The organism is Ramlibacter sp. MMS24-I3-19, assembly GCF_050320135.1.
In the GTDB taxonomy this organism is placed as follows: Bacteria; Pseudomonadota; Gammaproteobacteria; order Burkholderiales; family Burkholderiaceae_C; genus Ramlibacter.
Genome location: NZ_CP190017.1, coordinates 4,272,588 through 4,298,553, shown reverse-complemented (window position 1 = coordinate 4,298,553; position 25,966 = coordinate 4,272,588). Strand labels below are relative to the sequence as shown.

Below are 25,966 nucleotides of genomic sequence, written 5' to 3'. Positions count from 1 at the left end.
GTTCCTTGCTTCTCTCCTTCTGCGTCTTCTGCGCAACTTCTGCGTCTTCTGCGTTTGGAAGTCCGCTCCCACTCCACCATGCTGACCATCAAGAACGTCCACCAGTACTACGGCGGCTCGCACATCCTGCGGGACGTCAGCCTCGAGGCCGTGCGCGGGCAGGTCACCGTGATCCTGGGGCGCAACGGCGTGGGCAAGACCACGCTGCTGAAGTCCATCATGGGGCTGGTGCCGATCAAGTCGGGCGCGATCGAGCTGGAGGGCCGACCCGTCCACCAGTGGACGCCTTACCAGCGTGCGCGGGCCGGCATCGGCTTCGTGCCGCAGGGCCGCGAGATCTTCGCGCGGCTCACGGTGGAGGAGAACCTGCGCATGGGGCTGGCTTCGAAACCGGGCGGCACCGCGATCCCGCGCGAGCTGTTCGAGCTGTTCCCGGTGCTCAGGCAGATGCTGCACCGGCGCGGCGGCGACCTCTCCGGTGGCCAGCAGCAGCAGCTGGCGATCGCGCGGGCCCTCGCCGCGTCGCCCAAGGTGCTGGTGCTGGACGAACCCACGGAGGGCATCCAGCCCAGCATCATCAATGACATCGGCCGCGTGATCCGCATGCTGGCCGACCGGGGCGACATGGCCGTGCTGCTGGTGGAGCAGTACTACGAATTCGCCCGCGATCTCGCCGACACCGTGTGCGTGATGCAGCGCGGCGAGATCGTCGCGCGCGCGAAGGGCAGCGAGATGGAGGCCAGGGGGATCCGGGCGCTGGTGGCGATCTGAGGCCGTGCAGTCGGCTGCTGGTGGTCCCAACCCGCACCCAAACTGAGTGTTCTGTGGGCGGCACTGCTAGCCGCTAGCAGTTCATTCGCAAGCCAGTTCTGCGACACCAGGCCGTCCGTTGTCCAAGACTATGTCGGCGCATCACGATGCCTGCGTCTAGGGACAAGGACAGGACGTTTGTCCCATTCGAAATTCGCCTGCGACAAGTCAAATCGCCCTTGAGACTTGCCCGCCTCGACTTGGGGGCGAGAGATCGCGGCCGACCCCGAGGAGGCAACTGGTGGAAGGACAGGTCGAGCAATGGCAACTGCGCTCCGGAACGTGGCTGCGTCACCCGGCGTCCGAAAGCTGGCGCATGGCTACTACAGCAGACGGAACGGAGGTCAGCCCCAGGCTTTCTGCGCAGGACCTCGCCCGCCTGATCGGGGCGAGCCGCGAGCCGGCCAGCGGTGAGTGGTTCCCTCCGGAGATCAGCTACTCGCCGCAGACCGGCGCGCCGCTCCGCGTGACCATCCCCACGCTGGACTTCTCATGGGTGCCGCCGTTCGGCGCACCCTCGTTGCTGCCCCGCCTGAGCCAGATCGTCGGCGGCTTGAGGCTGACGCCCCGCGCCCTGGCGTTGGATCGCGCGAACGAGCGAGCGGCAGACGCCCGGCCTGACCGCAGCTTGCCAGCGCTGCCGCAGGGGCAGTACCGGTTCGTCGTCGACGGCTTCGGCCTGGCGTGTCCGACCCTGGTCGCAGTCGAGCCAGAGCGCGGCGACCTCCACGTGCTCTTGCCGGAATCGAACAGCTGGACAGCACTTGAACGCCGGACGTCTGGGAACTGGGGGCAGCGACTGCGAAACCCGCGGGGCTGGCGCATGGAACTTGTCCATGCGCACGGCCAGGCGATCGCCTATTGCCCGTCGGCCACCGGTCTTGCTCTGATCACGCCGAATGCGATCGGGCTGTGTTACGCCATCGAGCACGTCGGAGAAGGTGCGGCGATCGGCGGCCCCGTCGCTTGGCGAGGCGCCATCTGGGGGGCCGTTCAAGGAATGGGTGACTCGGTCCAGCTGGTGGGCAAACAACACGGGGCAAGCGGGCACACCGCGCTCCCGACGCGCGCTCCGGTGCCGCAACACGGCTTCGAAGCGCCGGTCTTCGATGACTTGCACGTGAACTGGCCTTGTGCCGAAGGACAGCTCGTGCTGCGGCTTGACGCGCACGGCAGCAGGCTGTGCGACTGGATCGCTTGGCCGGAGCGGCTCGAGCCCGTCTTTGAGATGGGCTGGCCCTACCGCTCGCCCGACGGTACGTTCTGGCAGCTGTGCGTCACCCAGAATGGCCGGTTTGAATACGTACAGATGGCGAGGTCTGCGCCGGAGGCCGCCCCCGTCGACGCGCTGCACCTGTGCACGGGGCGCGCCTGTTATCGGGGCACGCTGCGCATCGACGGCGAGCCTTGGCGCACTGCGGACGCGATGGACCACCCGTCAACGCAGATCGTGGCACCCATGCTCGAGTCGGCTCGCGATGGCGCTGTCGTTGGCCTCAGGATGGACGCGCCCCAGGGAGTGCTCGCCCTGCTGCATGGCTCAAACGAGCTGCGCCGCGGCGTCCTGCAAGTCGAGGTGCAAGGCCAGCACGTCGTGCCGTTCGGCACCGTGGACGTGAATAGGCCATGGCTCACGCAGCTCTTCGTCCACGACGGGCACCTCTGGGTGAGCCATCCCGACCTGCCGCAGGCGGTCGGGTGGAAGCTGGCTCCATGAGCCGATGAGGGGCGGGCGCGCTCCAGTCGGAACCGGCCTCAGGGCGCCACGTAACCCACCGGCCCGCTGGTGTACGGGACGATCGTCACGTCGAGGCTAGGGGCGCCGTCATAGGCTGCCCCCGAGCCGCTGTAGCGGTTGTTCTGGAGCAGCACGCGGGTCTGCGGGCCGAAGTAGCGAATGCCGTTGCGGCTGTCCTGGATGATGTCGTTCGAGACCAGCTGGATGTCGTCATTGGCAAGACCGTCGCTGAAGACCATCACCGCGCCCTGACCGGTTTCCAGGCCCCCGCAGTTCTTGAGCGTGTTGCGCTGGGCAGTGACGCCGATGACGTTCCAGGTAGCGAACGAGCTTTCCTGCGCGAAGTACATGCAAGCCCATTTCGGGTTGCCTTCGATGTAGTTGTTCTCGTACAGAACAGTTCTCCCGCCTACGATGCTCATGCCACGACCATCCTTGTTGTTGCGGATGACGTTATTACGAGCCGTGATGTTGTTCACCGCCGTCGGGTTCTCACTGTAGCTCACCACGGCGATGGCGTCGTCGCCACTGTTCTCGATCGTGTTGCCTTCGACGGTGATGTAGCTCGCGCCCTCGGTCATGTGGATCGAGTCAGCCAGGGAGTTGCGGATCGTGTTATTGGTGATACGGCCGTGCGAGGTGTTCCGCGCCGTCGCGATCGATGCCGCGGGGGCGCCTTCGATCGTCACGCTGTCGATGACGAAGTTGGTGGCACCCATGGTTGTGATCTTCGTGTTCTCCCAATTCTCCTGGCGACCTGGCGATGCCGCACCCGTCAGCTTCACCTTGGTCACGCTCGGGCCGTCACCGGACATGAAGATCGAGGCTTGCTGCCAGTCCGTCGCGTAGAGCACCGAGTCGGGTCCGCTGCCGGAAATCTTGCCGCTGTCCAGATGGATGACCTGGCTGAAGTTGCACTGGCCCGCCGGGATCAGCAGCGCCACGCCTTTGGCCTGTGTGTCCGCAATGCCGCGCGCGATGGCTGCGTTGTTGTCCGTGCGGCCGTCGCAGACGCCCCCGTAGGTGGTCAGGCTGACGTCTGCGACCGCTGGGCCCCCAGCAGGTGCGGGCGCGGCTGCGGAAAGGGGAGCCCCGACGGGGGCTACTGCGCTACCACCACCGCCGCCACAAGCGACCAGGACGGTGGACATGAGCGCGGAAAGCGCGACCCTGTTCGGAAATGAGGACTTCTGGTGCGAGGAGTACTGCATAAGAGGACTCGGGGCAGTACAGGTCGTGAAGCGCTCAGTGACCAAATCCGGTCTGCCAATGTTAGGTGATCACCTAGCCGGCGCACATCGCAGATTTGTCATGGCTTCATGGGGTGACCAAAAGAAATGAGTGCAGCCGACGTGTCCAACCGGCTGCACTCATGATTCGGATGCAAGCGTCCGGTTGTCTGCGGGGCAGGGCATTCGGCCGGCCGGAGGGGGTCCAGTCGGTTTGCACTTTCAGTCTGGGCCGGACCTCAAGGCGCCACGTAGCCTACCGGCCCGATGGTGTACTTGATGATCGTCACGTTGGAGCTGGGATCACCGACATAGGGTGTTCCCGAGCCGCTGTAGCGATTGTTCTGGAGCAGCACGCGAGTCTGAGGGCCGAAGTAGCGAATGCCGTTGCGGCTGTCCTGGACGATGTCGTTGGAAATCAACTTGATGTTGTCATTGGTGGCTTGGCCGTTGCTGAAGATCATCACCGCCGCGTGGCTGTTCAGGCTGCCGCAATCCTTGAACGTGTTGCGCTGGACAGTAACGCCGACGACGTTCTTGGTGTCGTACGAACTTTCCTGCGCGATGTACATGCAGGCCCATTGCGGGTTGCCTTCGATGTAGTTGTTCTCGTACAGAACGGTTCGCCCGCCCACGACGCTCATGCCACGACCATCCTTGTTGTTGCGGATGACGTTGTTGCGCGCCGTGATGTTGTTCACCGGTGACGGGTTCTCGGCGTAGCTCACCACGGCGATGCCGTCGTCACCGCTGTTCTCGATCGTGTTGCCCTCCACGGTGATGTAGCTCGAGCCATCGGTCATGTGGATCGAATCGGCCAGAGAATTGCTGATCTTGTTGTTGGTGATCCGGCCCTTCGAGGAGTTCGGCCCCGTCGCGATTGCTGCGGCCGCGGCGTTGTCGATCGTCACGCTGTCGATGACGAAATTAGTGGCACCCAAGGCGGTGATCTTTGTGCTCTCCCACGGATTCTGGCGGCTCGGCGGGGTCTTGCCGGTGAGCTTCAGGTTTGTGACGCTCGGGCCGTCGCCGGACATGATGATCGCGGACTGTAGGTAGTTCGTCGCGTACAGCACCGAGGTGGGGCCGCTGCCGGTGATCTTGCCAGCGTCCAGGTGGATGACCTGGCTGAAGTTGCACTGGCCCGCTGGGATCAGCAACGCCACGCCCTTGGCGTGCGTGTCTGCGATGCCGCGCGCAATGGCTGCGTTGTTGTCCGTGCGGCCATCGCAGACACCGCCGTAATTCGTCAGGCTGATACCTGCATGCGAAGGAGCCGGGCCAGGAGCACGAACAGAAGCCGCAGCCACAATGAGACTCAGAGCTGGAGCAGAGGACTTCAGACTGATGGGCGGCTTGGGCGTGGCGACTTCTGATGCGATCGCATTCGTCGGTGCTGATGTGCCGGCAACGGCAGCGGCTCTGTTGCTACCGGCGCTACAAGCGAAGAGCACTGCCGCGGCGAGGATAGAAAGCATGAGACGGACTCCGAGGTATTGATGGGATGCTCTGTGAATCGAGCCGCTGATGTCTCGTCGCGCCAGCGGCAAGGCGTGACGCTGAGTCTGCGCGTGCCGAGGCCCGCCCTCAGCTGCTTGTGGCGACCCGCGATTGGGCGCGGGCAAAACGCTCGCGCCATGCCCGGCGCAGCATTCGTTGAATCGGCCGATCGACCAGTTCGTGGAACGCAATCGAGGCTGCGACGGCGGCCAGAACCACTACGATGATGAGGGCCCCAGTCAACTGCATCTGGACCTTCTCGAGAGCAGAGCCGAGCAGACTCATGACGGAGTAATGGGCCAGGTAAATAGCATACGAGGCGCCGCCCAGATAAATGAGTGGCTTCCCGACGCGCAGCCGGCCGTCCAATTCCGCGAGCACGAGGGACAAGATGATCAACCCTGCGCTGCAACCGTAGACTGCGACTCTGGGCAGGCTCTTGGCGCTCTCAGGACCGTAGGTCTGCAGCAGGGCGCCGCCAAGGAAACCCAGCGTTCCAACGACGAACATTAGTCTTTGCAAAGTCTGCGAGGCCAAGGCGGGTATCGCGTCCCGACGCAGGACGAGCGTGGCGCAGCCGATTCCGATGCAGAACTCCAAGCAGATCGGTTGGAGGTAATAGGTCGCCAGAGTGTTCGTCTCGAGACCGAGCAAAGAGACCGCCAGCACCGAGCCTTGCCATAGAAACAGCAAGGCTAAGCCCAAGCTCCGGTTCAGGACGAGCATCGAGAACACCACATAAAAGCAAAGCTCGTATTTCAGGGTCCATGTAACGTTGACCAGCGCGTCTCCGTGCTGCGGCAAGAGCAGCGCACTGGCCGCAATGTTCCAAGCAGCAATCTTCTCAGTCTTGTCAGCGCCTCCGAATCCCAGTGAATAAACGATGCCTGCCAAGATCGTCATGATCCAGACGGCCGGGTAAATGCGACTAATTCGGTTGAAGGCGTAGTTGCCCAGCCGATCGGGTCGACCGATATCGTGGGCGTGCGTGTGAGTGATGATGAATCCGCTCAATACAAAGAACAGGTCGACGCCTTTGTCGCCGTTCGCAAATGCACCAAAAAATGGGACAGTTTCGGTCCGCGTGCCGAAGATGCTTTGTGCATGAAACATGACGACCAATAGCGCGGCTATGCCCCGCAGCATTTCGAGAGAAAGCAACCTTTGCATAAGACCTCGCTAGCGCAGGGAGCCGAGAAGCACTGTGCGGCCAGCGCCGCACGAAGGCTGAGCCGGTAGCTTGGGAATCTGCACTCAATCCGGCGTGGGTGTCCTGCTTAGTCGTAGGCGTATTGCAAGGCTGCGTTGCGCGGGCGGCAAGGGAGTTCTTTCCTGCAGGTGCTGGGAGGATCGGCCCTTCTTTGTCACGCCGTGGCGTTGCTTGACATGGATCAGCGCTCGTCATTGGCCGCATGACTAGCCGACACCAACAAGCTCAGGGGAGGACCCGAAAGGGTCGATCGATCTTGCTGCTACTGCCGCGCGTTGAGCAATGCAAAGGATCGATTGCGATGAGTCAGGCCAGTTTGGCGGGCGCGCGACGGCCAGAGGATGAAGACTTGGCGCAAGGTCTTCCTTGAGGAGACTGGGTCGGTACCTCTGGGAGAGATGGGGATGCAAGCTTGGATGTATGCGCAGCGAGCGTGACCGTCGATGAACCGGCCTCGCCGGTGCACATCACAGCTTTGTCCTCGGCAGTAGGAACCCGCCGTACCGCGCAAAATTGTGAGGAGCCGGCGGTCCCGCCGGTTGCACTCACGAGGGGGGTGCAAGCTCTCGCGCGGACCCCTCGCGGCCACTCGGCCGGCCGGAGCGAGGTCCGGCCCGTTGGCTTGTTTCTCTGACTGGGCCTCAGGGCGCCACGTAGCCCACCGCCCCGCCGCTGTAGGGTGTCACGGTGACCTGCGAGCCGCCGCCGTCTGCGTAGGCTTGGCCCGAGCCGGTGTAGCGGTTGTTGTTCAGCACCACGCGCGTCTGCGGACCGAAGTAGTAGACGCCCGTGCGGTTGTCCTGCACGATGTCGTTGGAGATCAGCTGGATGTTGTCGTTGGTCGAGCCGCCATCGCTAAAGATCATCACCGCAGCGTGGCCGGTATTCAGGCCGCCGCAGTTCTTGAACGTGTTGCGTTGAACGGTTGCGCCGATGACGTTGTACGTGTTGTACGAGCTTTCCTGCGCCACGTACATGCAGGCCCACTGCGGGTTGCCCTCGACGTAGTTGTTCTCGTAGAGAACGGTTCGCCCGCCGACGATGCTCATGCCACGACCATCCTTGTTGTTGCGGATGACGTTGTTGCGCGCCGTGATGTTGTTCACCGGTGACGGGTTCTCGGCGTAACTCACCACCGCGATCCCGTCGTCGCCGCTGCCGTCGATCGTGTTGCCCTCCACCGTGATGTAGCTCGAGCCATCGGTCATGTGGATCGAATCGGCCAGCGAATTGCTGATCTTGTTGTTGGTGATGCGACCGTGCGCGGCCCTGGATGCCGCGATCGATGCGGCCGCGGCGTTGTCGATCGTCACGCTGTCGATGAGGAAGTTAGTAGCACCCAGGGCGGTGATCTTCGTGCTCTCCCACGGATTCTGGCGGCTCGGCGGGGTGTTGCCGGTGAGCTTCACGTTGGTGACGCTCGGGCCGTCGCCGGACATGATGATCGCGGACTGCAGGTAGTTGGTCGCGTACAGCACCGAGGTGGCGCCACTGCCGGCGATCTTGGCACTGTCGAGCTGGATGACCTGGCTGAAGTTGCACTGGCCCGCCGGGATCAGCAGCGCCACGCCCTTGGCGTGCGTGTCCGCGATGCCGCGCGCAATGGCTGCGTTGTTGTCCGTGCGGCCATCGCAGACACCACCGTAATTCGTCAGGCTGATGCCCGCGGGAGCAGGTGCGGGAGCACTGGCCGTTGCCGCAGCGGGAGCAGGAGCCGGGATCGGGGCCGGGCCCGCAGCGGGAGCAGGAGCAGGCGCCGTAGCCGGTGCAGGTGCAGGTGCAGGTGCAGGAGCAGGTGCGGGAGCTGAAGAGCGGCCCCAGCGCGAGCGACCCCCCCACGCCAACGAGCTGTCGACGGCCCCGTCCGCCGCTGCAGTCGTCGTGGCTGCGTCGGGAGTTGCAGCCGCGGCGCTGCTGTCGCCGCCCCCACCTCCACCACAGCCGGCCAGGACGGCTGCTGCGAGTGCGGAAAGGAGAAGGCCATGGCGCGCGTGGATGCGGGGAGTCGAATGAGATGTGTACTGCATTTCTCGTCACTGTTGAGGTAGGGAACCTCGACAGTAACGAGCGGACCCGGGCAGCCTGTAAGCGACTGCCGGATTTTGTGTCCAAGTAGCTCAGCTTCGCTGGGGGCCCCTCCCCCAAAAGAACCAGCGAATGGCTGAGTCTGGGGGGCGCAGGCCCCGCGCGGGCGCACAAGTGGACACACACCTGAACAGGACTTCGCCGCGCAAGGTCGCAGCACGCGCGGTGCGAGTACCGCCGCCCGCGCCGCCCTGCTGCTCAACGCATGGTGGCGCCGACAGGTCCGCCGGAATAAGGGAGGACTGTCACGGCCGTGTCGCGCAGCATCCAGGGATCGGGCGGCTCCTGTGACGCGATTGCGCTGGCTCGGGCAGGGGCACGTCCGAGAGCCGCCGAGTTGTCCTTCGCGCATCGCAGACGCGACCTCGTCGATTCGAGTGGACTACGCCAGCCTCCGCGGGGGCAGATTCATTGCCCGGGCCGGAATGGCCGAGGCAGCAAGCCAGCGCCGCTCGCCAACAGCGCACGGCGCACAAGGTCCAATTGGCAAGGGGCTCATCGAGAGCGGGCCACTCTCGGGATCGGCCGTCCCGCGCCGATCACGCCGCACCCCCAGAGCACGGCCAGCACCAGCACGGCCCCCAGGAACCAGACGACCGCCCGCGACGTGCCCCAGTAGCAATAGCGGAAGCTTTCGAACAGCGCGACCAGGACGGACGGGTACAGCATCAGTCCGACCAGGTCGCGCCTGACATAACGGGAGTACAGGATGCCGGCGCAGAACATGGAAGCGAAGAAGTACAGGATCGCTCCAGGTACGCCAAGGTCCATCACGACCCCTGCGAAGCTCGTGGAAGTATTGAATTCGGGATCTGCATAGCGCTGCAGGAAGATCTCGTTCGTGGCCTCGGTCAGGTCCACCGTTTCGGAAAGAGGGGGCCGATGCCCATGGGAAACGTGTGCAGCCAGCTCAGCACGTTCTCGAACTTTCCGGTCGGCCAGTCCAACGTCGCCAGAAGACCGGCTCCGTTGTTGAGCGAGGTGTAGTAGTAGCTCACGAAGCGGCCTAGGGCAAATTCCCAGAACGAGAGGCGGTCCTGGTAGTAGGACCAGCTTCGGAAGAACTCTGCCAGCGCGAAGAACAGGAAGAGGCCCGGCAGCGCCGCATACGGCCCCAGCCGGACGACCAGCCGGCGCACGTGCTGGTCCGGCCTGGGCACCGGCATGGCCAGCAGCAGGGCAAGTGCCAGGGTGACGAGCGCTTCCGCAACGGCCAGGCGCTCGGCCCAGATGTACGCGCGAAACAAGGTGAAAACCAGGAGCAGGACGGTGAGCGCCTTCAAGGCCTTGCCTCTCGTCTTGCGCACGAAGAGCAGGTAACCCGCCAGTGAGAAGAAAAGTGGCTGCAGGTTGACAAGGGAGGTGACGCCAGTCACCGTGCCAATCTCGTTGCGATCAGGCATGACCGCGCCCGTCAGGACGCCCAGCAACACCGGCGGATTGAAGATCACCGACCGATACCAGAACAGGTACATGGCCAGCACGACCAGGCCCAGGCCATGCGCCACGCGCACGAGCTGTTCGTCGGGGACCTGCAGGACGGCGCGCGGGTGGATGTTTTCGCCGAGCCAGGCGCCCAGCGCGGACATCAGGACCAGCCCGAGGCACAGGGCCATGAACGACACCGTCAGGAAACTGTCCGACCGCACCGTCAGCCCGCTGAGGTCGCTGTCCCCTGCCCAGAAGACGACGAGCAGCATCGGGAACACGAACAGGAGGTTGGCGGTACAAGGGCGTGTCCACCAAGGCAGTTCGCGCGATCCGGTCTCGAGCACGCCGCGATGATCGACGTGTCGCATGGCATGCAGCGGCCCTGCGGATGCGCCACCCGGCCGCGCTGCGCTGGTGCCCAGTGGATCGCCCATGCCGTTCGAGCCTCAGTGATCGTTCATCACGACGCCCGCCAGCGCCGTGGGGCCCCTCTCGATCGAAGTGACGAGACGCTGCAAGGAGTCCATGCGCGCGGTGTTCCGTCGCCCGACGACCAGCGCCGCACGCGCGGTGGCCGCGAGAATCCGCGCTTCGGTGCCGTGGTTGGCCGCAGGCGTATCGACCACGACGTGGTCGAACTCGGCCAGCCAGTCCTGCATCAGCGCGGCGAAGGTGCCGCGGTGCAGCAGTTCCGAGGGATTGGGCGGAATGGTGCCGGCGCCGATGACGGACAGGCCGGACACCGGTGAGGGCTGCTGGATGGCTTCGGGCCCCGCACGCCCGCACAGGAGGTGGCTCAGGCCCAGCGAATCGCCGATCCCGAACAGCGTGTGCTGGCGCGGCGTCCGCAGGTCTGCGTCAACCAGCAGGGTTCGTGCCCCCAGCTGGGCGAAGGCAACGGCAAGGTTGGACGCCACGTAGCTGCGACCGTCCCCCCGCTCCGGGCTCACCACCGCGATGGCGCGCCGGACGGGGTCGTCGAGGACGCCCGTCAGCAGTTCGGTCCGAAGCTCACGAAAGGACTGCGCTTCCTCCCCCAGGGGGTCGCAGGCGCAGACGAGCTCGGCGTCGAGGGCGCTGTCGCCGAAGCTGCGCACGTAGGGGTAGTCGAACTGCTCGGCCAGCGCTTCGAGGACGTCCTCTTCGGAGACCAGTCCCATGGCGATGGCCACTTCGCCGAACCTGCCGCCATGCCGGCCCTGCCGCTTGAGGATCCCTTCGATGTCGGAAGGCGCAAGTCCCCTGGACCGGGAGAGGATCTGGCCGATCATCCGATCGCGCCTGAACGTGACGACTTGCTCGTCGCGCCTGGCCACGTGCGAGTTGAGAGGGACGGGGGTGGTTTGCGGCATGGGTCTACTCGGTGGTCAGGGACGGCCGTGCATGCGCGAGCAGCCGGCGCGCGGCCGGAGAACGCGCGCTAGGCGGCCGCCGCGGGTGCAGGACGGTGAGCAGGGGCTGCTTGAGCGTGACCAGCACGTCGTCGGCGTTGCGCAGCCTGCGATCGCGGATCTCGGCCACGACCACCGCCAGCAGGGCCAGCAGCAGCCCGGCGACCGCGCCGATCGACAACCTCGCCTCGAGAGAGCCGGACGCCGGGGTCGAGGCAATGGCGGCGGACTTGAGCACGGAGACGTTGACCTGCGGGGCGCTCTTCTCGAGCGTCGTCTTGTTCAGCCGGTCGATCACGGCATCGAACGCCCGCTGCGCGACGTCCACCTCGTTCTGCAGCAGGCGCGCTTCGTCCCGCAGGGCCTTGCGCCTCAGTACCTCCTGGCGCTGGACCTCCAGCGCCTTGGTGCGCTCGGCCAACTGGCTGGTGAGCACCTTGCTGCCACCCTCGAACGCGGCGGCGGCACGTTGCTTGGCAGCGTTCAGCCGCGCGGTCAGGTCCGCCGTGGCGGCCTGGGCCTCGATCAACTGGGGATGCCGGCTTCCCAGCCGTTCCGAGAGTTCCTGCTGCTTGGTCTGCTGGAGCGCGAGCGCGCTCGACAGGGACGCGACCATCGGATCCCTGAGAACGTCTTCCATGCCACCAGGGTGCGCAGACGCCTCGCTGCGCTTGCGCTGTGCCTCGCCGGCCCTCGCTTGCAAGGCAACCACTTGCGTGTTGAGCTCGGCCAGGCGAGCGTCCTCGACGTCAAGCTTCTCGTCTGTGGTGGTGATGCCGTTGGTTCGGTGGAACTCAGACGACCGTCTCTGCGCCTCGTGCAGCCGATCGCGCAGCAGCTTGGCGCGGTCCTCGAAGAAGGAGTTGTACTGCCGCGCCGGCTCGATGCGCAGGTCGACCGCCGTCGCGATGTAGGCATTCACCAGGGCGTTCACGAAAGCTGCCGCGAACTGCGGATTCGAGGCGGAGTGGCCCACGTACAGCACCCTGGAGTCGCGCGTGGGGCGCACGTCCGTTGTCTTCTGCAGGTAAGTCACGACCCAGTCGTTGAAGTCGCCCCTCCCACCCGTTGCGTGCTGCCAGCGATCCCGCAGTGCCTGCACGTCCTGCGGCCGCAGCGCCTGCAGCGCCCGCAGGACCACGCGTTCACTGCGAAGGACGTCTGCCTCGGTGGTCAGCCGGCTCGGCGACCCCGCGCCTGGCAGCGCGACGCCGGCGATCTGGTCACGGCTCTCCTCCTCGATCAGGATTTCGGCCGACGCCTTGTAACGCTGAGGCATCAGGACGGCCCCGAGCAGGACGACAACCAACAGGGTCGCGGCCCAGACCCCGAGCGCCTGGCGGAAGCGGTACCGAATGGCGAGAAAGAAATGCTGGATCGTCATGGCGTGATTCCGGTCATCAGGGCGGCGCGCAACGCTTGTGTCCGTTCCGTGTGGTGGGCGGCCACGTTGGAAAGCAATTGCAGACCCGTCGTTTTCCGGGGCAGGAATCGTTCGTTGATCGCAATTCCCTGGCGCAAACCTTGCTCCTTCGCTCCGGTGCACCGCGATGCGGGTGAAAGCCCGGCATCAGGTCGATTGCATTGGACTCGCATCTGCGATCCGCAAACAGTGACCTTTGTCCCGGTCGGCCAGGGACATCGAAGCGATACAGCACGCCCCTGCGTTTCCATAGACTTCGTGCGACCACAGGGGGCATGCGTTGCCCGACAGGTTCAACTCTCCCGTGGTTCAACAGGAGTCGCCCCGTGAATCCTCTTCCGGACGTGCCGCTCGTCTCGATCGTCACGCCTTCGTACAACACGGGCGCATTCATCGAGGAGACCCTGAGAAGTGTCGAGCAGCAGGACTATCCACGCATCGAGCACATCGTCCTCGATTCGGGCTCGACCGATGGAACGCTGGACATCCTGGCCCGACATCCTTCGGTGCGTCTTGTCGCCCAGGCGCCGCAAGGGCTGAGCGCCAAGATCAATCAAGGGTTATCGCTCGCGCAGGGCGAGATCATCGGGTGGATGAACGCCGACGACCTGTACCTGCCGGGGGCCATCAGCAAGGCGGTTGCTGCATTGAAAAGCAATCCGGACGCCGGCCTGGTGTACTGCAACTTCCTGTGGGTCGACGAGCACGGCATCGAGCTGGATCGGCTTCGCACGCGGCAGGCGACCTGGCGCGAGTTGCTGTCCAGTCTCTACATCCCGCAAGAGAGTACGTTTCTGCGCCGCGAAGTGCTGGCGCAGGTGGGGCCGGTCGAAACGCGCTATCCGCTGGTGCAGGACTGGGAACTGTGGTTGCAGATCAGCAAGAAATTTCCAATCCAGTATGTGGACGACTGGTGGAGTGCGGGTCGCATCCGCGAAGGACAGCGGTCCGACCTCTACAGGTTCGACTTCTGGCTGCAGGCACGGGCGATGACGAAAGAGCACGGCGGCACCCTGGCTCCGCTTTTCCGTGACTACTGGGGAACCAAGCTCGGGCGTGCCGCCCGGATGCTTCGCAAGGGCCAACTCAGCCGGCTGGGCTGGAAGCTGCAGCGCCACGTCGCGAGTGTCGGTCGCCACCTGGCCAATCGCCACATGGGCGAGTACTGAATCCACGCGCATGCTGGGCACACTCACATCGGGAGCCGCGGGCGCCGAAAGGTTCCTGCGCCTCGCGAGCGCAAGTGTGCGCGCGCGGGCCACTGCGCGGCCTGCTCCCCTCGTGTCGATCATCATCTGCAACTACAACTACGAGCGATTCATCCGGGCCGCGATCGAATCGGCACTCGCGCAGACCTACCGGAACATGGAAGTCATCGTTGTCGATGACGGCTCCACCGACTCATCCCGGATGGTCATCGGTGAGTTCGCCGCGAAAGGCGCCGTCAAGGCCATCTACCAGGCCAACGAGGGTCAGTACTCCGCGTACAACGCAGGCTTCGCCGCGTCCTGCGGAGACATCGTCATGTTCCTGGACTCGGATGACGTGTATCTGCCGCAAGTGGCCGAAGCGGTCGTGGCTGCCATCGTGCCCGGTGTGGCCAAGGCCCACTTCCGGCTCTCCTTCATCGGCCCGGACGGAGAGTTGCGGGCAGGGCGCACGCCCAGGGTCCTGTCGTCCGGCGCCGTCGGCGACTTGCTGGCGACCAAGGGGTACCTGTATTCGTCAGCGCCGGGATCCGGGAACGCCTACGCGCGCAGCGCGCTGCTGGACCTGTTTCCACTGCCCATCACCGAAGACAAGCATGGCGCGGACTTCTATACCGCAAATGGCAGCGCCTTGCGCGGTTCAGTCGTCGCCCTCGAGGAAGTCCTGGGCCACTATCGCTTGCAGAGGTCGCGTGACGAGGAGAAGACCTCCCTTGTCTTCGGCAACGCCGCAAAGCAAGGCAATGAAGCCGACAGACTCAGGGCGAGGATCGCGATGTTCCGCCAACACGTGCAGGAGCGACTGGGGCTCGATCTTCCAACGCGGTTGATCTCGTTCAGCACCGAGAAACAGGAGTTCGTCGTCCAGGTTCTCCGGGAAGACCGGTATGTGAACCGCCTCGCAATGGACCGGGTGCGGGGCACGGACCTCTGGTACGCCGTCAGGAATTCGCCCGACTTTTCCGTCCTCCTGAAATCCTGCCTTGCGATCTGGGCCGTGCTGGTTGTCATCCTGCCCAAGGCGATGGCGATGCCGCTTGCACGGTATGTCGCCAACCCTGCTTCCAGGTGATTGCCGGCGATCGGCCGCCGGTAATACCTCAAGCGCCGACCCCGGGCCGCGAGGATGTCATTTCGGCCCTCACCACGCGGAGAAGAAACAGGCCGGAGGCAACCATGATCCAGAGATCCGCGACCAGGAGCGCCCAGCCGTAATTGACGGAATGGCCGGCGTTCGTGAAGAGCAACAGGCCGAAGAAGACGGCCGATGCGCTCAGCTGGACGGCTACGTAGGCACGTTCCTGCTGAAACAGCGTCAGGCATTGCAGGCCGAACAGGACGCCGGCAATGCTCACCGGAATGCCGGCCGCGAAGAGACGAACCAGCACGACTGCATCTTTCGGGGGATGGGGGAGGCGGTAGACCAGCGCCACGAGCCGGTCTGCATTGGCGATGATCGCGATCGCCACCGTGGTGCTCAGGGTCGTGAGCGCATAGAACAGCTTCCGCCCCAGCGCGATGCCCGCCTTCCGGTCGGTCGCGATCACCGCGCTCAGCCGCACGAAACCAAGCTGGATGATCGGCAGCATGGTTGCCTGCCCCGCATTCCTGAGTCGCAGGGCAATGTTCGCCGCGCCTGTCAGGGCTGGGTCTGCCATCGCCCCAAGCAAGGCTACGCCTCCGCTCGTCAGTGAATCGCCGCTCAGGTTCCCGAGCACGATCTTTGCCCCACTGCGGAACAGCGACTTCAGGTGCGGCAGATCCAGGTGCGGCTTTCCGATCACGCGCGATCTGCGCATGAGAAGCCACCCGGCGAGGGCGTTCGCCCACGCCATGAAGGCGTAACTCCACATGGCCTGGCTCATGTCTCCAGGGCCGTTCACCACGAGCACCAGCAAGGCGATTCCGGCCGACCGCGAGACGACCGTCATCACCAGGACGGGGCGCATCAACTCCAGGGACCGCAGATACCAGGCCCCGTCGAGGGCGAACGCGATCATGTAGCAGGCCGACGCATAGATGATCGAGGTCTCCGCCTTGCTTCTCGTCACGAGTAGCACGGACATGGTGGCGATGGTGGTGACCAGGCAGACGAGCAGTTTGGCCAGGGTCACGTTCCAGACCACCCCCGAAGGGTCCTTGTGCCTGCCGATCAGGTGGACCTCACGCACCCCGATGGAGTCGAATCCGAACTCGACGAACGTGCAAAGGAAGGCCGTCAACGCCGTGTAGAAGGCGACGACACCGTAGTTGGCAGGCCCCAGGTTGCCTGCGCAAACGATCGCGAACAGCAGCGGGAAGGCGAACAGCGCGCCCTGCGCGACCGCGAGTTCCGCCATCTTGATGGCAGTGCTCGAGACGCCGATGTCCGGCGGCGCCACCTTGCGCAGCTGCTCACTCATCCGCGGAGCGATTCCACAAGGATCGCGGGGAGGCCAGCACGTGGCGTGGCACGGGCAACGCCCGGGTCAATGGTCGTGGAGCTTGTCCGGAACATCATAAGCAGGGGACTGCTTGAGGATGGACGAAGTCGCGTGCGCTTCGGAAGGGAGTTTTGTCCTGATTTCATCGCGCCGCGCCGGGGGGCACGGCCAGGTTCGGGATGAGATCAGGACAAATCTCCCTTTTGCTCGTGGGCAGCTGCGAATCCAATGGCTGTGGCGGACATGTCGTGATCTCGCCAGAGACGCTCCTGGGACCGGACTGCAGCAATGAAGATGAAGATCCTCTATGTGGTACCGCCCTCGACCCACTTCGCGGGCATCGAGCGCGTCGTGCATGACATTGCGAGTGGCCTGGCGACACGGTATGGCGATCGCTTCGACGTCGCCGTGCTCTACTGCCACCGGTATGCCGAACTGTCCAGGGACCTTCCCTACAAGGTCATCTGGAAAAGCGTGCAGCGGCTGCGAAGCTTTCCGTTTTCGGTCCAGAGCGTGCTGCGCGAGCAACCCTGCGATATCGTCGTCATCGCCCAATTCGAGCCCACGGCGCTCGTATGGCTGTGGCACCGCCTGTGCGCCGGCAGGACCCGGTTCGTCATGCATCTCCATGGGAACCCCAAGAAGGAGAGAAGCAGTTCACGACGGGCGCGTTTCGCCTTCTCCTTCTTCAACGCCCTGCTGCCCCGAATGCACAGGATCGTGGCCGTCTCGCCCGGCCTTGCCCGGTATGTCGAGGAGCACGTCGGGCCCCATGCCCGGGTCGAGTACCTTCCCAATCCGGTTCGGCAGTTCTCAGGCACCACACGCCCGGCCGGGTCCCACGGGGCAGTCAAGTTCGTCACGGTCGGCCGCCTGTCGTGGGAGAAAGGGCACGACGTCCTCGTCGAAGCCTTCGCCAAGGTCATAGCCCGAGGGCTCGACGCCCGTTTGACGATCGTGGGTGACGGCGCCGCGCAAGCAGAGCTGGTCGCACAGATCCAGCGCCTGGGCGTGGGCGACCGCGTTCGACTCACCGGGAAGATTCCGGATCCGGCCCGGGAACTGGAGCAGGCAGATTGCTTCGTCAGCGCGTCGCGTTGGGAGGGCTTCGGGGTCTCGATCGTGGAGGCCTTGAGTGCCGGCCTCTACGTCATCGCGAGCGACTGCGAGTTCGGTCCGCGCGACCTGATCGATTGTCCCGAGAAGGGCCGGATCGTCATGTCCGAAGATCCCGAAGCGCTCGCGGCTGCCATGGCGGAGTTCGTGCGCTCCGGACGGACGCAGGACCATGCTGCGGAGCGCCGTGAAGCCGCCGCGCGTTTCAGCCTCGACCATGTCATCGAGAAGCACGCGGCGATGCTGGAATCGGTGGGCAGTCCCGATCCTTGATGCCCCGGTGCAAGCAAGCTGCCTCTCACGCGCCGAGGCGAACTTGGCCAGATGGTTGGGAGGTGTCGCGAGTTGCCGGTTGCAGGTCCCAATAGACCTCGTGCGCAAAGGCGCTGTCCTGGTCAAGCCCGCCACGGGAGAACTCGGCGTCGATTGTGGCGACCTGCGTTGTATAGCGGCGCACCGCCTCGGCCTTGCGTGCGCGCTCCCCGAGCGTCAACCGGACGACTCGGGCGTGCTCGATTGGCTCACCCATCTGGGGGCGGAGCGCCTGGAGGTGGCGCGCCCAGAGGGCGCTCGCCCGATCCGTGGCGCGCTCCCCCTCGGGCGCAGAGATCCACAGTGGCCAGCCGTGGATCACGGCGTAAGGCAGGTCGGCATACAGCCGGACGGTCAGGCCGCGCGACGCGAGCACGGCACCGGCCTGGCGCACCAGCAGGTGGTCGCGATGGCCACCGATGCCCGCCGGCACGCAGAAAATGGATGCGCCCGGCACAGCCTGCACGATGGCTTCGGCAATCTGTTCGGCTTCGGGAGCGGGAGTCGCGTAGAGCATGGGCCGCACGAACGGGAGGCGCACCACCGCGGAACGCAAGAGCGGCATTTGCTTGAGAGCCGCGGAGAGCAATTGCAACGGTCCCGCGTGGAGCAAGGGGTTGTTCCGCACACGATATTGCACCTCCAGCATGCCGAGGTTGATCGCCGTCTTGCCGGCAACGGCCAGCGCCTCGCGGTCTTCGAGCGCGCGTTGCTGCATCTGCGCGGCTGAACTCGGCGCGCCATTCCGCCTGTCACCCCAGGAGGTGAAGCCTGGTGCGCCGGTGAACACGTTGACCACTGCGCAGCTTGCATCGCGGTCGAGAACGGACCAGCAATTGAGCACGGCGTCATCGAAATGCGGAGAACACACGACGGTCCGCGCGAGCGGCACGTGGGTCGAGGCTGCGGAGTGGCTCATTCGCCCGCCGGATCCAGGGCCTTCGAGGGGAAGGACGCACACCGGTCAGTGCGCAATCGCGTCCCCGCGCACCGCGCTGGCCCGAGCAGGGGCGCCAACGCGGCCAGGAGGGTGACAGGCGGCGCATCCTTGGAGACCAGGTGCAGTCCTGGCCGGCCGTGCGGGTAGCACGAGCTCGGCGTGCGCGCGGTGTCCGTCAGTACCAGCGTGGGCCGGTTCATGGCCTGGCCGATGTGCGCAGCCAGCGAGTCCACCGACAGGACCATCTCACCGGCGCCACAGACCTTGAACAGCTGGGCCACCGTCGTGCGGCCGGTCAGGTCGCATCGGCAGTCGGGAGGCACCATCGCGAGCAATGGCGCGATGACCTTCGCATCGGAGCGACTTCCGACGAACACAAGAACGTGCGTGCGTGCCAGCACCGGAAGGAGCGCCTTCCAGGCAGCGAGGGGGGCGTTCTTTGCCGCAGTTCGTGATGCGGCCTGCACCACGACAATGGGCTGCGAAGGCATCCCGGCCGGTGACGGCACCTCCGCGACGCGCGGCGCGAATGGGCCCAGGGTCGGGCCGTCGTAATTGGCCGGGCGCAAACCCAACGCCGGAAGCGCATTGAGGAAAAGCTGCCCGAGCGGCTGGTCTTCGTCGTAGCGCAATGAAGCATGCAGCGTGTAGCTCAACCCGCGCAGCGCGAAGCCCACGCGGTAGGGCACCTTCAACTGGTGGGCGAGGAGCAGGCTGTTGGGCGTGAACGGCCGCAGGTCGACGAGGGCTGCCGGCGCCAGGCCGGCCAGCTGGCCAGCGGCCTCCCGTGCCGTGCGGATGTCTTCCAAGATCCGTCGCCCGACGGTGGCGCCGAGGTGCAGCGCCCACGGCGAGCGGACCACATGGCCATCGCACAGTCCGAGTTCCTGCAGCAGCTGCGCCAAAGGGACGGACCAGCCACCGATGAGCAGCACGAGCCGCGTGGTCGGCGCCTGGGCGCGCAACTGGACCAGCAGCGGCGTGATCATCAACAGATCGCCAAGGTGATCGATTTTGGCGATCACCAACGTTCGTCCCTCCAGCCGCGGCGGCGGGCTCGGGTGCGTGCGGCCGAAGAGCACGCGGCCGAGCTGGTCGGCGACCGCGACGGCATAGCCAAGTCCGGGCGCGCGGCTGTGCGTGCGCAGGTATTCCAGACCTCCGAGCTCAAACGTGCGCTTGGTGGTCATCACGGGTTCCTTTCGGTCCGTCGGCGGCTGGAAGGGGAATGCATGCGGCCTCTGGTGGTCACTAGCGCGAGATGCTAGCCGCCGACCCCGGCGGGCGCATCACAGCTTCGTCACGGGTCGCGTCCGCGAGGGCCCCACGAACCTTCGATCCTGGCGGTCGCGTGGCCATGGAAGGACATTGCTCCCATGGGCGCCGACGGCGCCGGCACGTAGATTGGCTGCGTAGCGGAGCCAAGGCGTTGCTGCACCGCGGCGCGGCTCGCATGTGCATGACGTGCAGGAGCCACCATGACCACTCGCCCCACGCCCGCCGATCTCGCTCGCATCCCGGTCCTGGTGGTCGGCGACGCGATGCTGGACCGCTACTGGCACGGCGCCGTCGAGCGCATCTCGCCCGAGGCCCCGGTGCCGGTCGTGAAGGTTGCCCGCGAGGAGGAGCGCATGGGCGGAGCCGCCAACGTCGCATTCAACGTGGCCACGCTGGGCGCCCGCGCGAGCTTGCTGGGCGTGGTCGGCCGCGACGATGCGGGGGAACGCCTGCGCGCGCTGCTGCGGGGTGCCGGCATCGGCGCGCACCTGCACCACGATGCCGCGCTGCACACCACCGTGAAGCTGCGCGTCATCGGCCGCCAGCAGCAGCTGCTGCGGATGGATTTCGAGGACGAGCCCGACCACGAAGTCCTGGCACAGCAGACCGACGCGTTCGCGGACATGGTGCCCACGCACGACGCGGTGCTCTTTTCCGACTACGGCAAGGGGGGCTGTCTCACATCCAGCGGATGATTGGCATGGCGCGTGCCGCGGGCAAGGCGGCGCTGGTGGACCCCAAGGGCGCGGACTACACGCGCTACCGCGGCGCCACCGTCATCACGCCGAACCGGGCCGAGCTGCAGGAGGTGGTGGGGCGTTGGTCCGGCGAAGATGAACTGGATCGCAAGGCGCAGGCCCTTCGCACGCGGCTGGAGGTTGATGCGCTGCTGGTCACCCGCAGCGACGAAGGCATGACGCTGTTCGACGCCGACGGGCGCGTTCACGTGCCGGCGCAGGTCCGCGAGGTGTTCGACGTCACCGGCGCCGGAGACACCGTGATCGCCACCCTGGCCGTGATGCTTGGCGCAGGGCTGCCGCTGCGCGAGGCGCTGCCGATCGCGAACCGGGCCGGCGGCATCGCGGTCGGCAAATTCGGCACCGCGACAGTGTCCTATGAGGAGCTGTTCGGCTGACCGGCGGTGCCGCCCGACGGCGCGCGTCCCGGGTTCGCCATGCCGGGCGTTGTCGACTGGAACACGCCTGCCTCCACCAGCTCGATCAGGATGTGGATCACCTTGATGTGAAGTTCCTGCACCCGGTCCGCGAACCGCCCGCCGGGCGTGCAGACCACGAGATCGCTGTGGTCCGCCAGCACGCTCGCCGGCGCGCCGGTCAGCGCGATAACGGACAGGCCACGGGCCCGCGCGACCTGGGCGGCGCGCACCACGTTCTTGCTACTCCCGCTGGTGGAGATGGCCAGCAGGCAGTCGCCTTCCTGTCCATGGGCTTCGATGTAGCGCGAGAACACCTGCTCGTACCCGTAGTCGTTCGCGACGCAGCTGAGGTGGCCCGGATCGCTGATCGCGGTGGCGGCGAGGGCGGGCCGGTCGAGCCGGAACCGGCCGCTCAGCTCCTCGGCAAAGTGCATCGCATCGCACATCGAGCCGCCGTTGCCGCATGAGTAGACCCTGCGCCCCGCGGCGAGGGCGGTCGAGAGCAGCTGGCCGGCCCCCGCGATCGCCTCCTGCGCGGGCCTGTTGCCCAGCAGGTCATGCAGCGCCACGGACGCATCCGAGAGCGTCTGGTGGACGTGGTCGACGGGATCCTTCGTCATCGCTTGCGGGCTTGTGCGCTTAGACCGCGAGGATCGACTCGACCCCATCCAGCAGCTGCTCCACGTGGGCGGCCTTGGGGCCGACCCGCGCCACCGCTTCGCGCAACTGGACTTCATTGCACGCCAGGCGCTTCGTCCACCACTTCAATTCACGTGCGTTGTCCAGGTCGATCTCGCTCCTACTGGCCGGCACGGTATCGATGGCGAGGGCCGGCTTGGGTTTGGCGACGCGCACCAGGTAGCCGGGTGCGCGGGCGGGCTGCAGGGAGGAGCGCATCATGTGCACCCCGCCTGTGTCTGGTCGTGGTCTTCCTGCACTACCGGCGGGCTCTCTGGCAACGCAGGCGACGCGCAGCCGTTGAAGAATCCCATGTCGAGGTGTGCCTTGAACTGGCAGGTCCAGTCCTCCAGGGGGTAGTACGCGACGGCTGAGGCGCTTCTCACCCAGATGCCACCGTCCTGCGCGGAGCTCGCCTGGAGGCCGCTGGGATCGCGTCCGTCGAACTGCGCGACGTCGTGAACCAGTTTGGTCAGCCAGGCATCGGAATCTGTCCTTGCCATTCGCTTCTCCGAAGAGTGGGGGCATGGATCGTTGCTCGCTCGAAAGATCGCGGCAAGGTAGATATGTCCTGTGTTGGTCGGATACACGCTGGCGATGTTCGACGCTACGATCTGGTGCAGGCGACTTGCCGCCTCCTCTCATTCATGTGAACCCGATCACCGTGCTTGACCAGGGCATCCTCGACGGCCTGGATGCCTTCGCCCGCAAGTCATGGATCTTCGACCGCATGGTCTCGGCGCTGGCCGACAACGACCTGCTCAAGGGGGGCGTCATCATGGCCGCGTTCTGGTGGGCGTGGTTTCGAACCCGAGCGGATGGCAAGTCCCGCGATCGCGAGCATGTCATCGCGACGATCATCGGTTGCCTCGCCGCGCTCGCCCTCGGGAGGCTGCTGGTCGTCGCGCTGCCCTTTCGCATCCGGCCGATCTACGAGACCTCGTTCGCGTTCGTGGTGCCCTATGGAGTCAACCTCGGCGTGCTGGCCAAGGCGAGCTCGTTTCCTAGCGACCACGCGGTGCTGTTCTTCGGGCTGGCAGCAGGGCTCTATCACATCTCGAGGCCGGTGGGCCTGCTCGCGGCCGTGTATACCGCGCTGCTGATTGCGCTCCCGCGCATGTACCTGGGCCTGCACTACTTCAGCGACATCGTGGCCGGCGGGGTGATCGGGGCAGCGGTGTGCTGCGTGGCGAACCGCGTCCTGCCGGCAACCTGTGTCGTCCAGGTCCTGGAGCAACAGGTGTCGATGCGGCCGATGTGGTTCTACCCGGCGCTGTTCCTGGTCACGTTCGAGATCACCGAGTTGTTCGAAAGCACGCGGTCCATCGTGGGTGGTCTCTTCAAGATATTCAGGTGATTCTGCCGGCTTGTGTCAGCTTCCTCTGGCCATCGGCCGCATCGCCCGGCCGCCGTCGAGCACCTGGCGGTACACGCCATCGAGTTCCTGGACCACCCGCTGAACGTCGTAGCGCTGCAGGAACCGCTCGCGGCCGCGTGCACCCATCCGGGACAACTCCTCGCTGCCCAGCGCGCGCAGCGCCTCGGCCAGTTCTCCCGCATCCCCGGGTCTCACCAGGCGCCCCGACCAGCCGTCCGCCACAAGTTCCTGCAGGCCGCCCACCCGGCTTGCCACGACTGGCAGGCTGGCTCGCATGGCCTCCAGCGTGACCAGAGAGAAACCTTCCCATCGCGAGGGGGCGACGAACACGTCCGCCGACCGGTACAGGGCGTTGATCCGGGCCCTGGGAAGCCAGCCAGTGACATGCACGTTGGGCGGCTGCACGGCACCAGGCCCCTCGTCCACCACACTCTGGCCGACGATGACGGCGAAGGCCGCGCCGCCCAGTTCCGCCATGGCACGGTACAGCACGTCGATGCCCTTCTGCCGGTCCAGCCGTCCGACGAACAGGACCCGCAGGCGTCCCGCGGGCCACAGGTCATGTCCTGCCAGTGGCGGGTCCTCGGGCAGGTCTGCGATGCCATTGCGCACCAGCCGGCAACGCGGCGATGCGATGCCGATGTCGAGTGCACGGCGATGATCGTGCTGCGAGATGGACACGATCGCATGGCAGAACGGGGACAGCGCCCATTCAGCGGCGGCCGCCATGGCGCGAGCGTGCGCCGATCCTTCGCGGTCGAAAGCCCACCCGTGCGCGCAGTACACCACCTTGGCCGCACCGCAGGCCGCACGCAGCAGCGGTCTCGCGAGCCCCGCGAACGTGGAGTGCAGGTGGATGACGTCCGGTGCCCATGCCCGGCTCTCGCGGGCGGCGCACAGTGCGGCCCGCGCGGTGCTCCCGGCGCGGCCGAGAGAGCCGCGCGGGAACCCGTGAACGGTGGCGGCCTGCAGGCCGGGGAAGAGGGCGGCATCTTCCTGCGGCAGCACCAGGTGCACCGAATCGGGCCCATAGCGGCGCGCCTGCAGCGGCACCACCTCGTCGAGATAGCTGCCCACCCCTCCCTTGGCGGTCTGGGCGACGTGCAGCACGCGCATGTCAGTACGCGTGGTTGTCCCCGCGCGCGAGCAGGATCACGGTCTTCCAGATGATCAGCAGGTCCAGCCCGATGCTCCAGGTCTTGAGGTATTGCAGGTCGAACTCGGTGCGCATGCGCATCGCATCGAGGTCGTCGCCACCTCGATGACCATTCACCTGCGCCCATCCCGTGATGCCCGGCTTGATCTTGTGCCGCAGCATGTAGCCGGGGATCAGCTTCCGGAACTGCTCGTTGACCGCGAGCGCATGGGGCCGCGGACCGACGATGCTCATCGTCCCTTCGATCACGTTCAGCAGCTGCGGCAGCTCGTCGAGCGATGACGCGCGCAGGAATCTGCCGATCGGCGTGACCCGATCATCGTCGCGAGTCACCTGGCGGTACGTGCGGTCCCCGTCTTCCAGGGTCCGCATCGTCCTGAACTTCCAGACGACGATCTCGGTGCCGTCCAACCCGAATCGGCGCTGCTTGAAGATGACCGGGCCCGGCGAGGTCGTGCGGATGGCCACCGCGATGACGAGCGCCAGCGGCAGGGCGACGGGTAGTGCGCAAAAGCTGACGAGCAGATCCAGCGCCCGCTTCGTCACGGCCGCCAGCCCGTCGATGGGTGTGTTGCTCACCGAGAGTGTGGGGAAGCCTGCGACCGCGCCGACACGCCCATGAATGACGTCGGACACCAGCAAGTCTGGAAGGAAGCACACGCTGGCAGTCGTATCCTGCAGCTCACGCAGGAGGGCGAGCAGCCGCGGGCTGCGGCTCATCGGCAGGCAGATGTAGATGATGCCGACCCGATGCAGCTTGACAAAGTCCCCCAGGGCTGCAAGACCGCCGAGATGAACGTGCCTCTCGTCCAGCCCGGAGCGCTGGCCCGAGCGGTCTTCGAAGTAGCCCAGCAGCTGCTCGTTCGGCCGTTCACCTCGGGCCAGGCTGGCGCCCACGCGGAGCGCGACCGGATTGACGCCCACGATCACCGCCGATCGTTTCGGTGTCATCTGGTCCAGGAACGGGGCGAGCCACGCAGTGATCGCATGCGTCAGGAGCAGGGCTGCCAGCGCGACGAGCGACCACTCCGCGATGAAGCCTGGCTCCAGCAGCGGCGTGGTGCGATAGAGGACCCGATCGACGAGCGTCCCGACGACCACGAGCAGCCCGACGAGCACGGCCCAACGGAAGACCAGCTTCTGGAAGATCGCCCAGCTGAAACGGCGGAAGGTGACGGTCCCGGGAAGCACCAGCAGCATCACGATGAGCATCGCGATGATGTCGTTCTCGCCGAGCTGGCGTCCCGTCAGGGTCACCATCCCGAGGTAGCTCGCGTCTGCGATCAGCGGGTCGCCAAAGGAGCGAAGGAGCATCGGGATCGCGTTCGCGACCGCGATGTTCGGGCCTTGCTCCGCACTCCTGGGCATCGCGCTCTCCATCCGAACAACAGGTGGCCCATTGTTTCGGCGGCAGATCTGCTGGCAATCGCAGCTTAGTCCCGCTGCGGATAGGCAGTTGCAACTACGGAGACGCCTGGGACACGGGCGACCCAGTCGCGGAGAG

Annotated in this window: 22 protein-coding genes and 1 pseudogene; 7 read left to right on the top strand and 16 right to left on the bottom strand. The window is 65.7% G+C overall.

Annotated elements, in window-relative coordinates; all coding sequences use genetic code 11:
• Positions 1 to 78: 78 nt before the first annotated feature.
• Both urtE and ACPWT1_RS21300 read left to right on the top strand, forming a co-directional pair.
• Positions 79 to 771 carry an urea ABC transporter ATP-binding subunit UrtE gene (urtE, locus tag ACPWT1_RS21305; RefSeq protein ID WP_427913127.1) on the top strand — a complete coding sequence of 231 codons (693 nt, stop codon included), beginning with the start codon at positions 79 to 81 and terminating at the stop codon, positions 769 to 771.
• A gap of 280 nt (positions 772 to 1,051) precedes the next feature.
• Complete coding sequence (locus ACPWT1_RS21300; protein ID WP_427913126.1) at positions 1,052 to 2,527, top strand: hypothetical protein; 1,476 nt, start codon at positions 1,052 to 1,054, stop codon at positions 2,525 to 2,527.
• 38 nt (positions 2,528 to 2,565) lie between these two features.
• On the opposite strand, the gene ACPWT1_RS21295 is transcribed toward ACPWT1_RS21300, so the two are convergent.
• From ACPWT1_RS21295 to ACPWT1_RS21260, 8 genes are all read right to left on the bottom strand, one after another.
• Positions 2,566 to 3,699: a right-handed parallel beta-helix repeat-containing protein gene (locus ACPWT1_RS21295; protein WP_427913125.1), complete on the bottom strand. Its 1,134-nt coding sequence runs from the start codon at positions 3,697 to 3,699 to the stop codon at positions 2,566 to 2,568.
• A gap of 317 nt (positions 3,700 to 4,016) precedes the next feature.
• The gene (locus tag ACPWT1_RS21290; RefSeq protein WP_427913124.1) at positions 4,017 to 5,255 is read right to left on the bottom strand and encodes a right-handed parallel beta-helix repeat-containing protein; all 1,239 of its coding nucleotides are present in this window, start codon (positions 5,253 to 5,255) and stop codon (positions 4,017 to 4,019) included.
• Between the two features lie 109 nt (positions 5,256 to 5,364).
• On the bottom strand, positions 5,365 to 6,447 hold the full coding sequence (locus tag ACPWT1_RS21285) for an acyltransferase family protein (protein ID WP_427913123.1): 1,083 nt from the start codon (positions 6,445 to 6,447) through the stop codon (positions 5,365 to 5,367).
• A 681-nt stretch (positions 6,448 to 7,128) separates the two neighbouring features.
• Positions 7,129 to 8,514 carry a right-handed parallel beta-helix repeat-containing protein gene (locus ACPWT1_RS21280; RefSeq protein ID WP_427913122.1) on the bottom strand — a complete coding sequence of 462 codons (1,386 nt, stop codon included), beginning with the start codon at positions 8,512 to 8,514 and terminating at the stop codon, positions 7,129 to 7,131.
• A gap of 553 nt (positions 8,515 to 9,067) precedes the next feature.
• A complete protein-coding gene (locus ACPWT1_RS21275) occupies positions 9,068 to 9,433 on the bottom strand; it encodes a hypothetical protein (RefSeq protein WP_427913121.1) in 366 nt (121 codons plus the stop codon).
• On the bottom strand, positions 9,424 to 10,437 hold the full coding sequence (locus ACPWT1_RS21270) for a hypothetical protein (protein ID WP_427913120.1): 1,014 nt from the start codon (positions 10,435 to 10,437) through the stop codon (positions 9,424 to 9,426). Before ACPWT1_RS21270 ends, ACPWT1_RS21275 begins: the two co-directional genes overlap by 10 nt.
• Before the next feature lie 12 nt (positions 10,438 to 10,449).
• Positions 10,450 to 11,355 (bottom strand): polysaccharide biosynthesis tyrosine autokinase, encoded by a 906-nt coding sequence (locus tag ACPWT1_RS21265; protein ID WP_427913119.1) that lies wholly within the window; start codon positions 11,353 to 11,355, stop codon positions 10,450 to 10,452.
• Positions 11,356 to 11,359: 4 nt separating this feature from the next.
• Positions 11,360 to 12,778 carry a hypothetical protein gene (locus tag ACPWT1_RS21260; protein WP_427913118.1) on the bottom strand — a complete coding sequence of 473 codons (1,419 nt, stop codon included), beginning with the start codon at positions 12,776 to 12,778 and terminating at the stop codon, positions 11,360 to 11,362.
• Positions 12,779 to 13,143: 365 nt separating this feature from the next.
• Here ACPWT1_RS21260 and ACPWT1_RS21255 point away from each other — a divergent pair, with 365 nt between their 5' ends.
• Complete coding sequence (locus ACPWT1_RS21255) at positions 13,144 to 13,986, top strand: glycosyltransferase family 2 protein (RefSeq protein WP_427913117.1); 843 nt, start codon at positions 13,144 to 13,146, stop codon at positions 13,984 to 13,986.
• A gap of 10 nt (positions 13,987 to 13,996) precedes the next feature.
• Positions 13,997 to 15,097, top strand: coding sequence for a glycosyltransferase family 2 protein (locus tag ACPWT1_RS21250; protein ID WP_427913116.1), 1,101 nt, complete (start codon positions 13,997 to 13,999; stop codon positions 15,095 to 15,097).
• A gap of 28 nt (positions 15,098 to 15,125) precedes the next feature.
• On the opposite strand, the gene ACPWT1_RS21245 is transcribed toward ACPWT1_RS21250, so the two are convergent.
• Positions 15,126 to 16,427 (bottom strand): oligosaccharide flippase family protein, encoded by a 1,302-nt coding sequence (locus tag ACPWT1_RS21245; protein WP_427913115.1) that lies wholly within the window; start codon positions 16,425 to 16,427, stop codon positions 15,126 to 15,128.
• Positions 16,428 to 16,736: 309 nt separating this feature from the next.
• On the opposite strand from ACPWT1_RS21245, the gene ACPWT1_RS21240 reads away from it, so the two are divergent.
• Complete coding sequence (locus tag ACPWT1_RS21240; RefSeq protein ID WP_427913114.1) at positions 16,737 to 17,837, top strand: glycosyltransferase; 1,101 nt, start codon at positions 16,737 to 16,739, stop codon at positions 17,835 to 17,837.
• Between the two features lie 25 nt (positions 17,838 to 17,862).
• On the opposite strand, the gene ACPWT1_RS21235 is transcribed toward ACPWT1_RS21240, so the two are convergent.
• On the bottom strand, positions 17,863 to 18,795 hold the full coding sequence (locus ACPWT1_RS21235; protein ID WP_427913113.1) for a hypothetical protein: 933 nt from the start codon (positions 18,793 to 18,795) through the stop codon (positions 17,863 to 17,865).
• On the bottom strand, positions 18,792 to 20,006 hold the full coding sequence (locus ACPWT1_RS21230; RefSeq protein WP_427913112.1) for a glycosyltransferase family 9 protein: 1,215 nt from the start codon (positions 20,004 to 20,006) through the stop codon (positions 18,792 to 18,794). Before ACPWT1_RS21230 ends, ACPWT1_RS21235 begins: the two co-directional genes overlap by 4 nt.
• 288 nt (positions 20,007 to 20,294) lie before the next feature.
• On the opposite strand from ACPWT1_RS21230, the pseudogene rfaE1 reads away from it, so the two are divergent.
• Positions 20,295 to 21,229, top strand: a pseudogene (gene rfaE1, locus ACPWT1_RS21225) (D-glycero-beta-D-manno-heptose-7-phosphate kinase).
• Here the strand turns inward: rfaE1 and ACPWT1_RS21220 are convergent.
• Genes ACPWT1_RS21220 through ACPWT1_RS21210 form a run of 3 tightly spaced genes read right to left on the bottom strand, consistent with a single transcriptional unit; the run spans position 21,208 to position 22,518 of the window.
• Complete coding sequence (locus ACPWT1_RS21220) at positions 21,208 to 21,870, bottom strand: SIS domain-containing protein (RefSeq protein ID WP_427913111.1); 663 nt, start codon at positions 21,868 to 21,870, stop codon at positions 21,208 to 21,210. The pseudogene rfaE1 and the gene ACPWT1_RS21220 sit on opposite strands and share 22 nt — an antisense overlap.
• A gap of 19 nt (positions 21,871 to 21,889) precedes the next feature.
• Complete coding sequence (locus ACPWT1_RS21215; protein WP_427913110.1) at positions 21,890 to 22,150, bottom strand: DUF3606 domain-containing protein; 261 nt, start codon at positions 22,148 to 22,150, stop codon at positions 21,890 to 21,892.
• Positions 22,147 to 22,518 (bottom strand): hypothetical protein, encoded by a 372-nt coding sequence (locus tag ACPWT1_RS21210; protein ID WP_427913109.1) that lies wholly within the window; start codon positions 22,516 to 22,518, stop codon positions 22,147 to 22,149. The genes ACPWT1_RS21215 and ACPWT1_RS21210 overlap by 4 nt, the downstream gene beginning before the upstream one ends.
• A gap of 59 nt (positions 22,519 to 22,577) precedes the next feature.
• Here ACPWT1_RS21210 and ACPWT1_RS21205 point away from each other — a divergent pair, with 59 nt between their 5' ends.
• Complete coding sequence (locus ACPWT1_RS21205) at positions 22,578 to 23,285, top strand: phosphatase PAP2 family protein (RefSeq protein ID WP_427913108.1); 708 nt, start codon at positions 22,578 to 22,580, stop codon at positions 23,283 to 23,285.
• A 15-nt stretch (positions 23,286 to 23,300) separates the two neighbouring features.
• Here the strand turns inward: ACPWT1_RS21205 and ACPWT1_RS21200 are convergent, their stop codons facing one another.
• Both ACPWT1_RS21200 and ACPWT1_RS21195 read right to left on the bottom strand, forming a co-directional pair.
• Positions 23,301 to 24,422, bottom strand: coding sequence for a glycosyltransferase family 4 protein (locus tag ACPWT1_RS21200; protein WP_427913107.1), 1,122 nt, complete (start codon positions 24,420 to 24,422; stop codon positions 23,301 to 23,303).
• Position 24,423: 1 nt separating this feature from the next.
• Positions 24,424 to 25,842: an undecaprenyl-phosphate glucose phosphotransferase gene (locus ACPWT1_RS21195; RefSeq protein WP_427913106.1), complete on the bottom strand. Its 1,419-nt coding sequence runs from the start codon at positions 25,840 to 25,842 to the stop codon at positions 24,424 to 24,426.
• Positions 25,843 to 25,966: the final 124 nt, after the last annotated feature.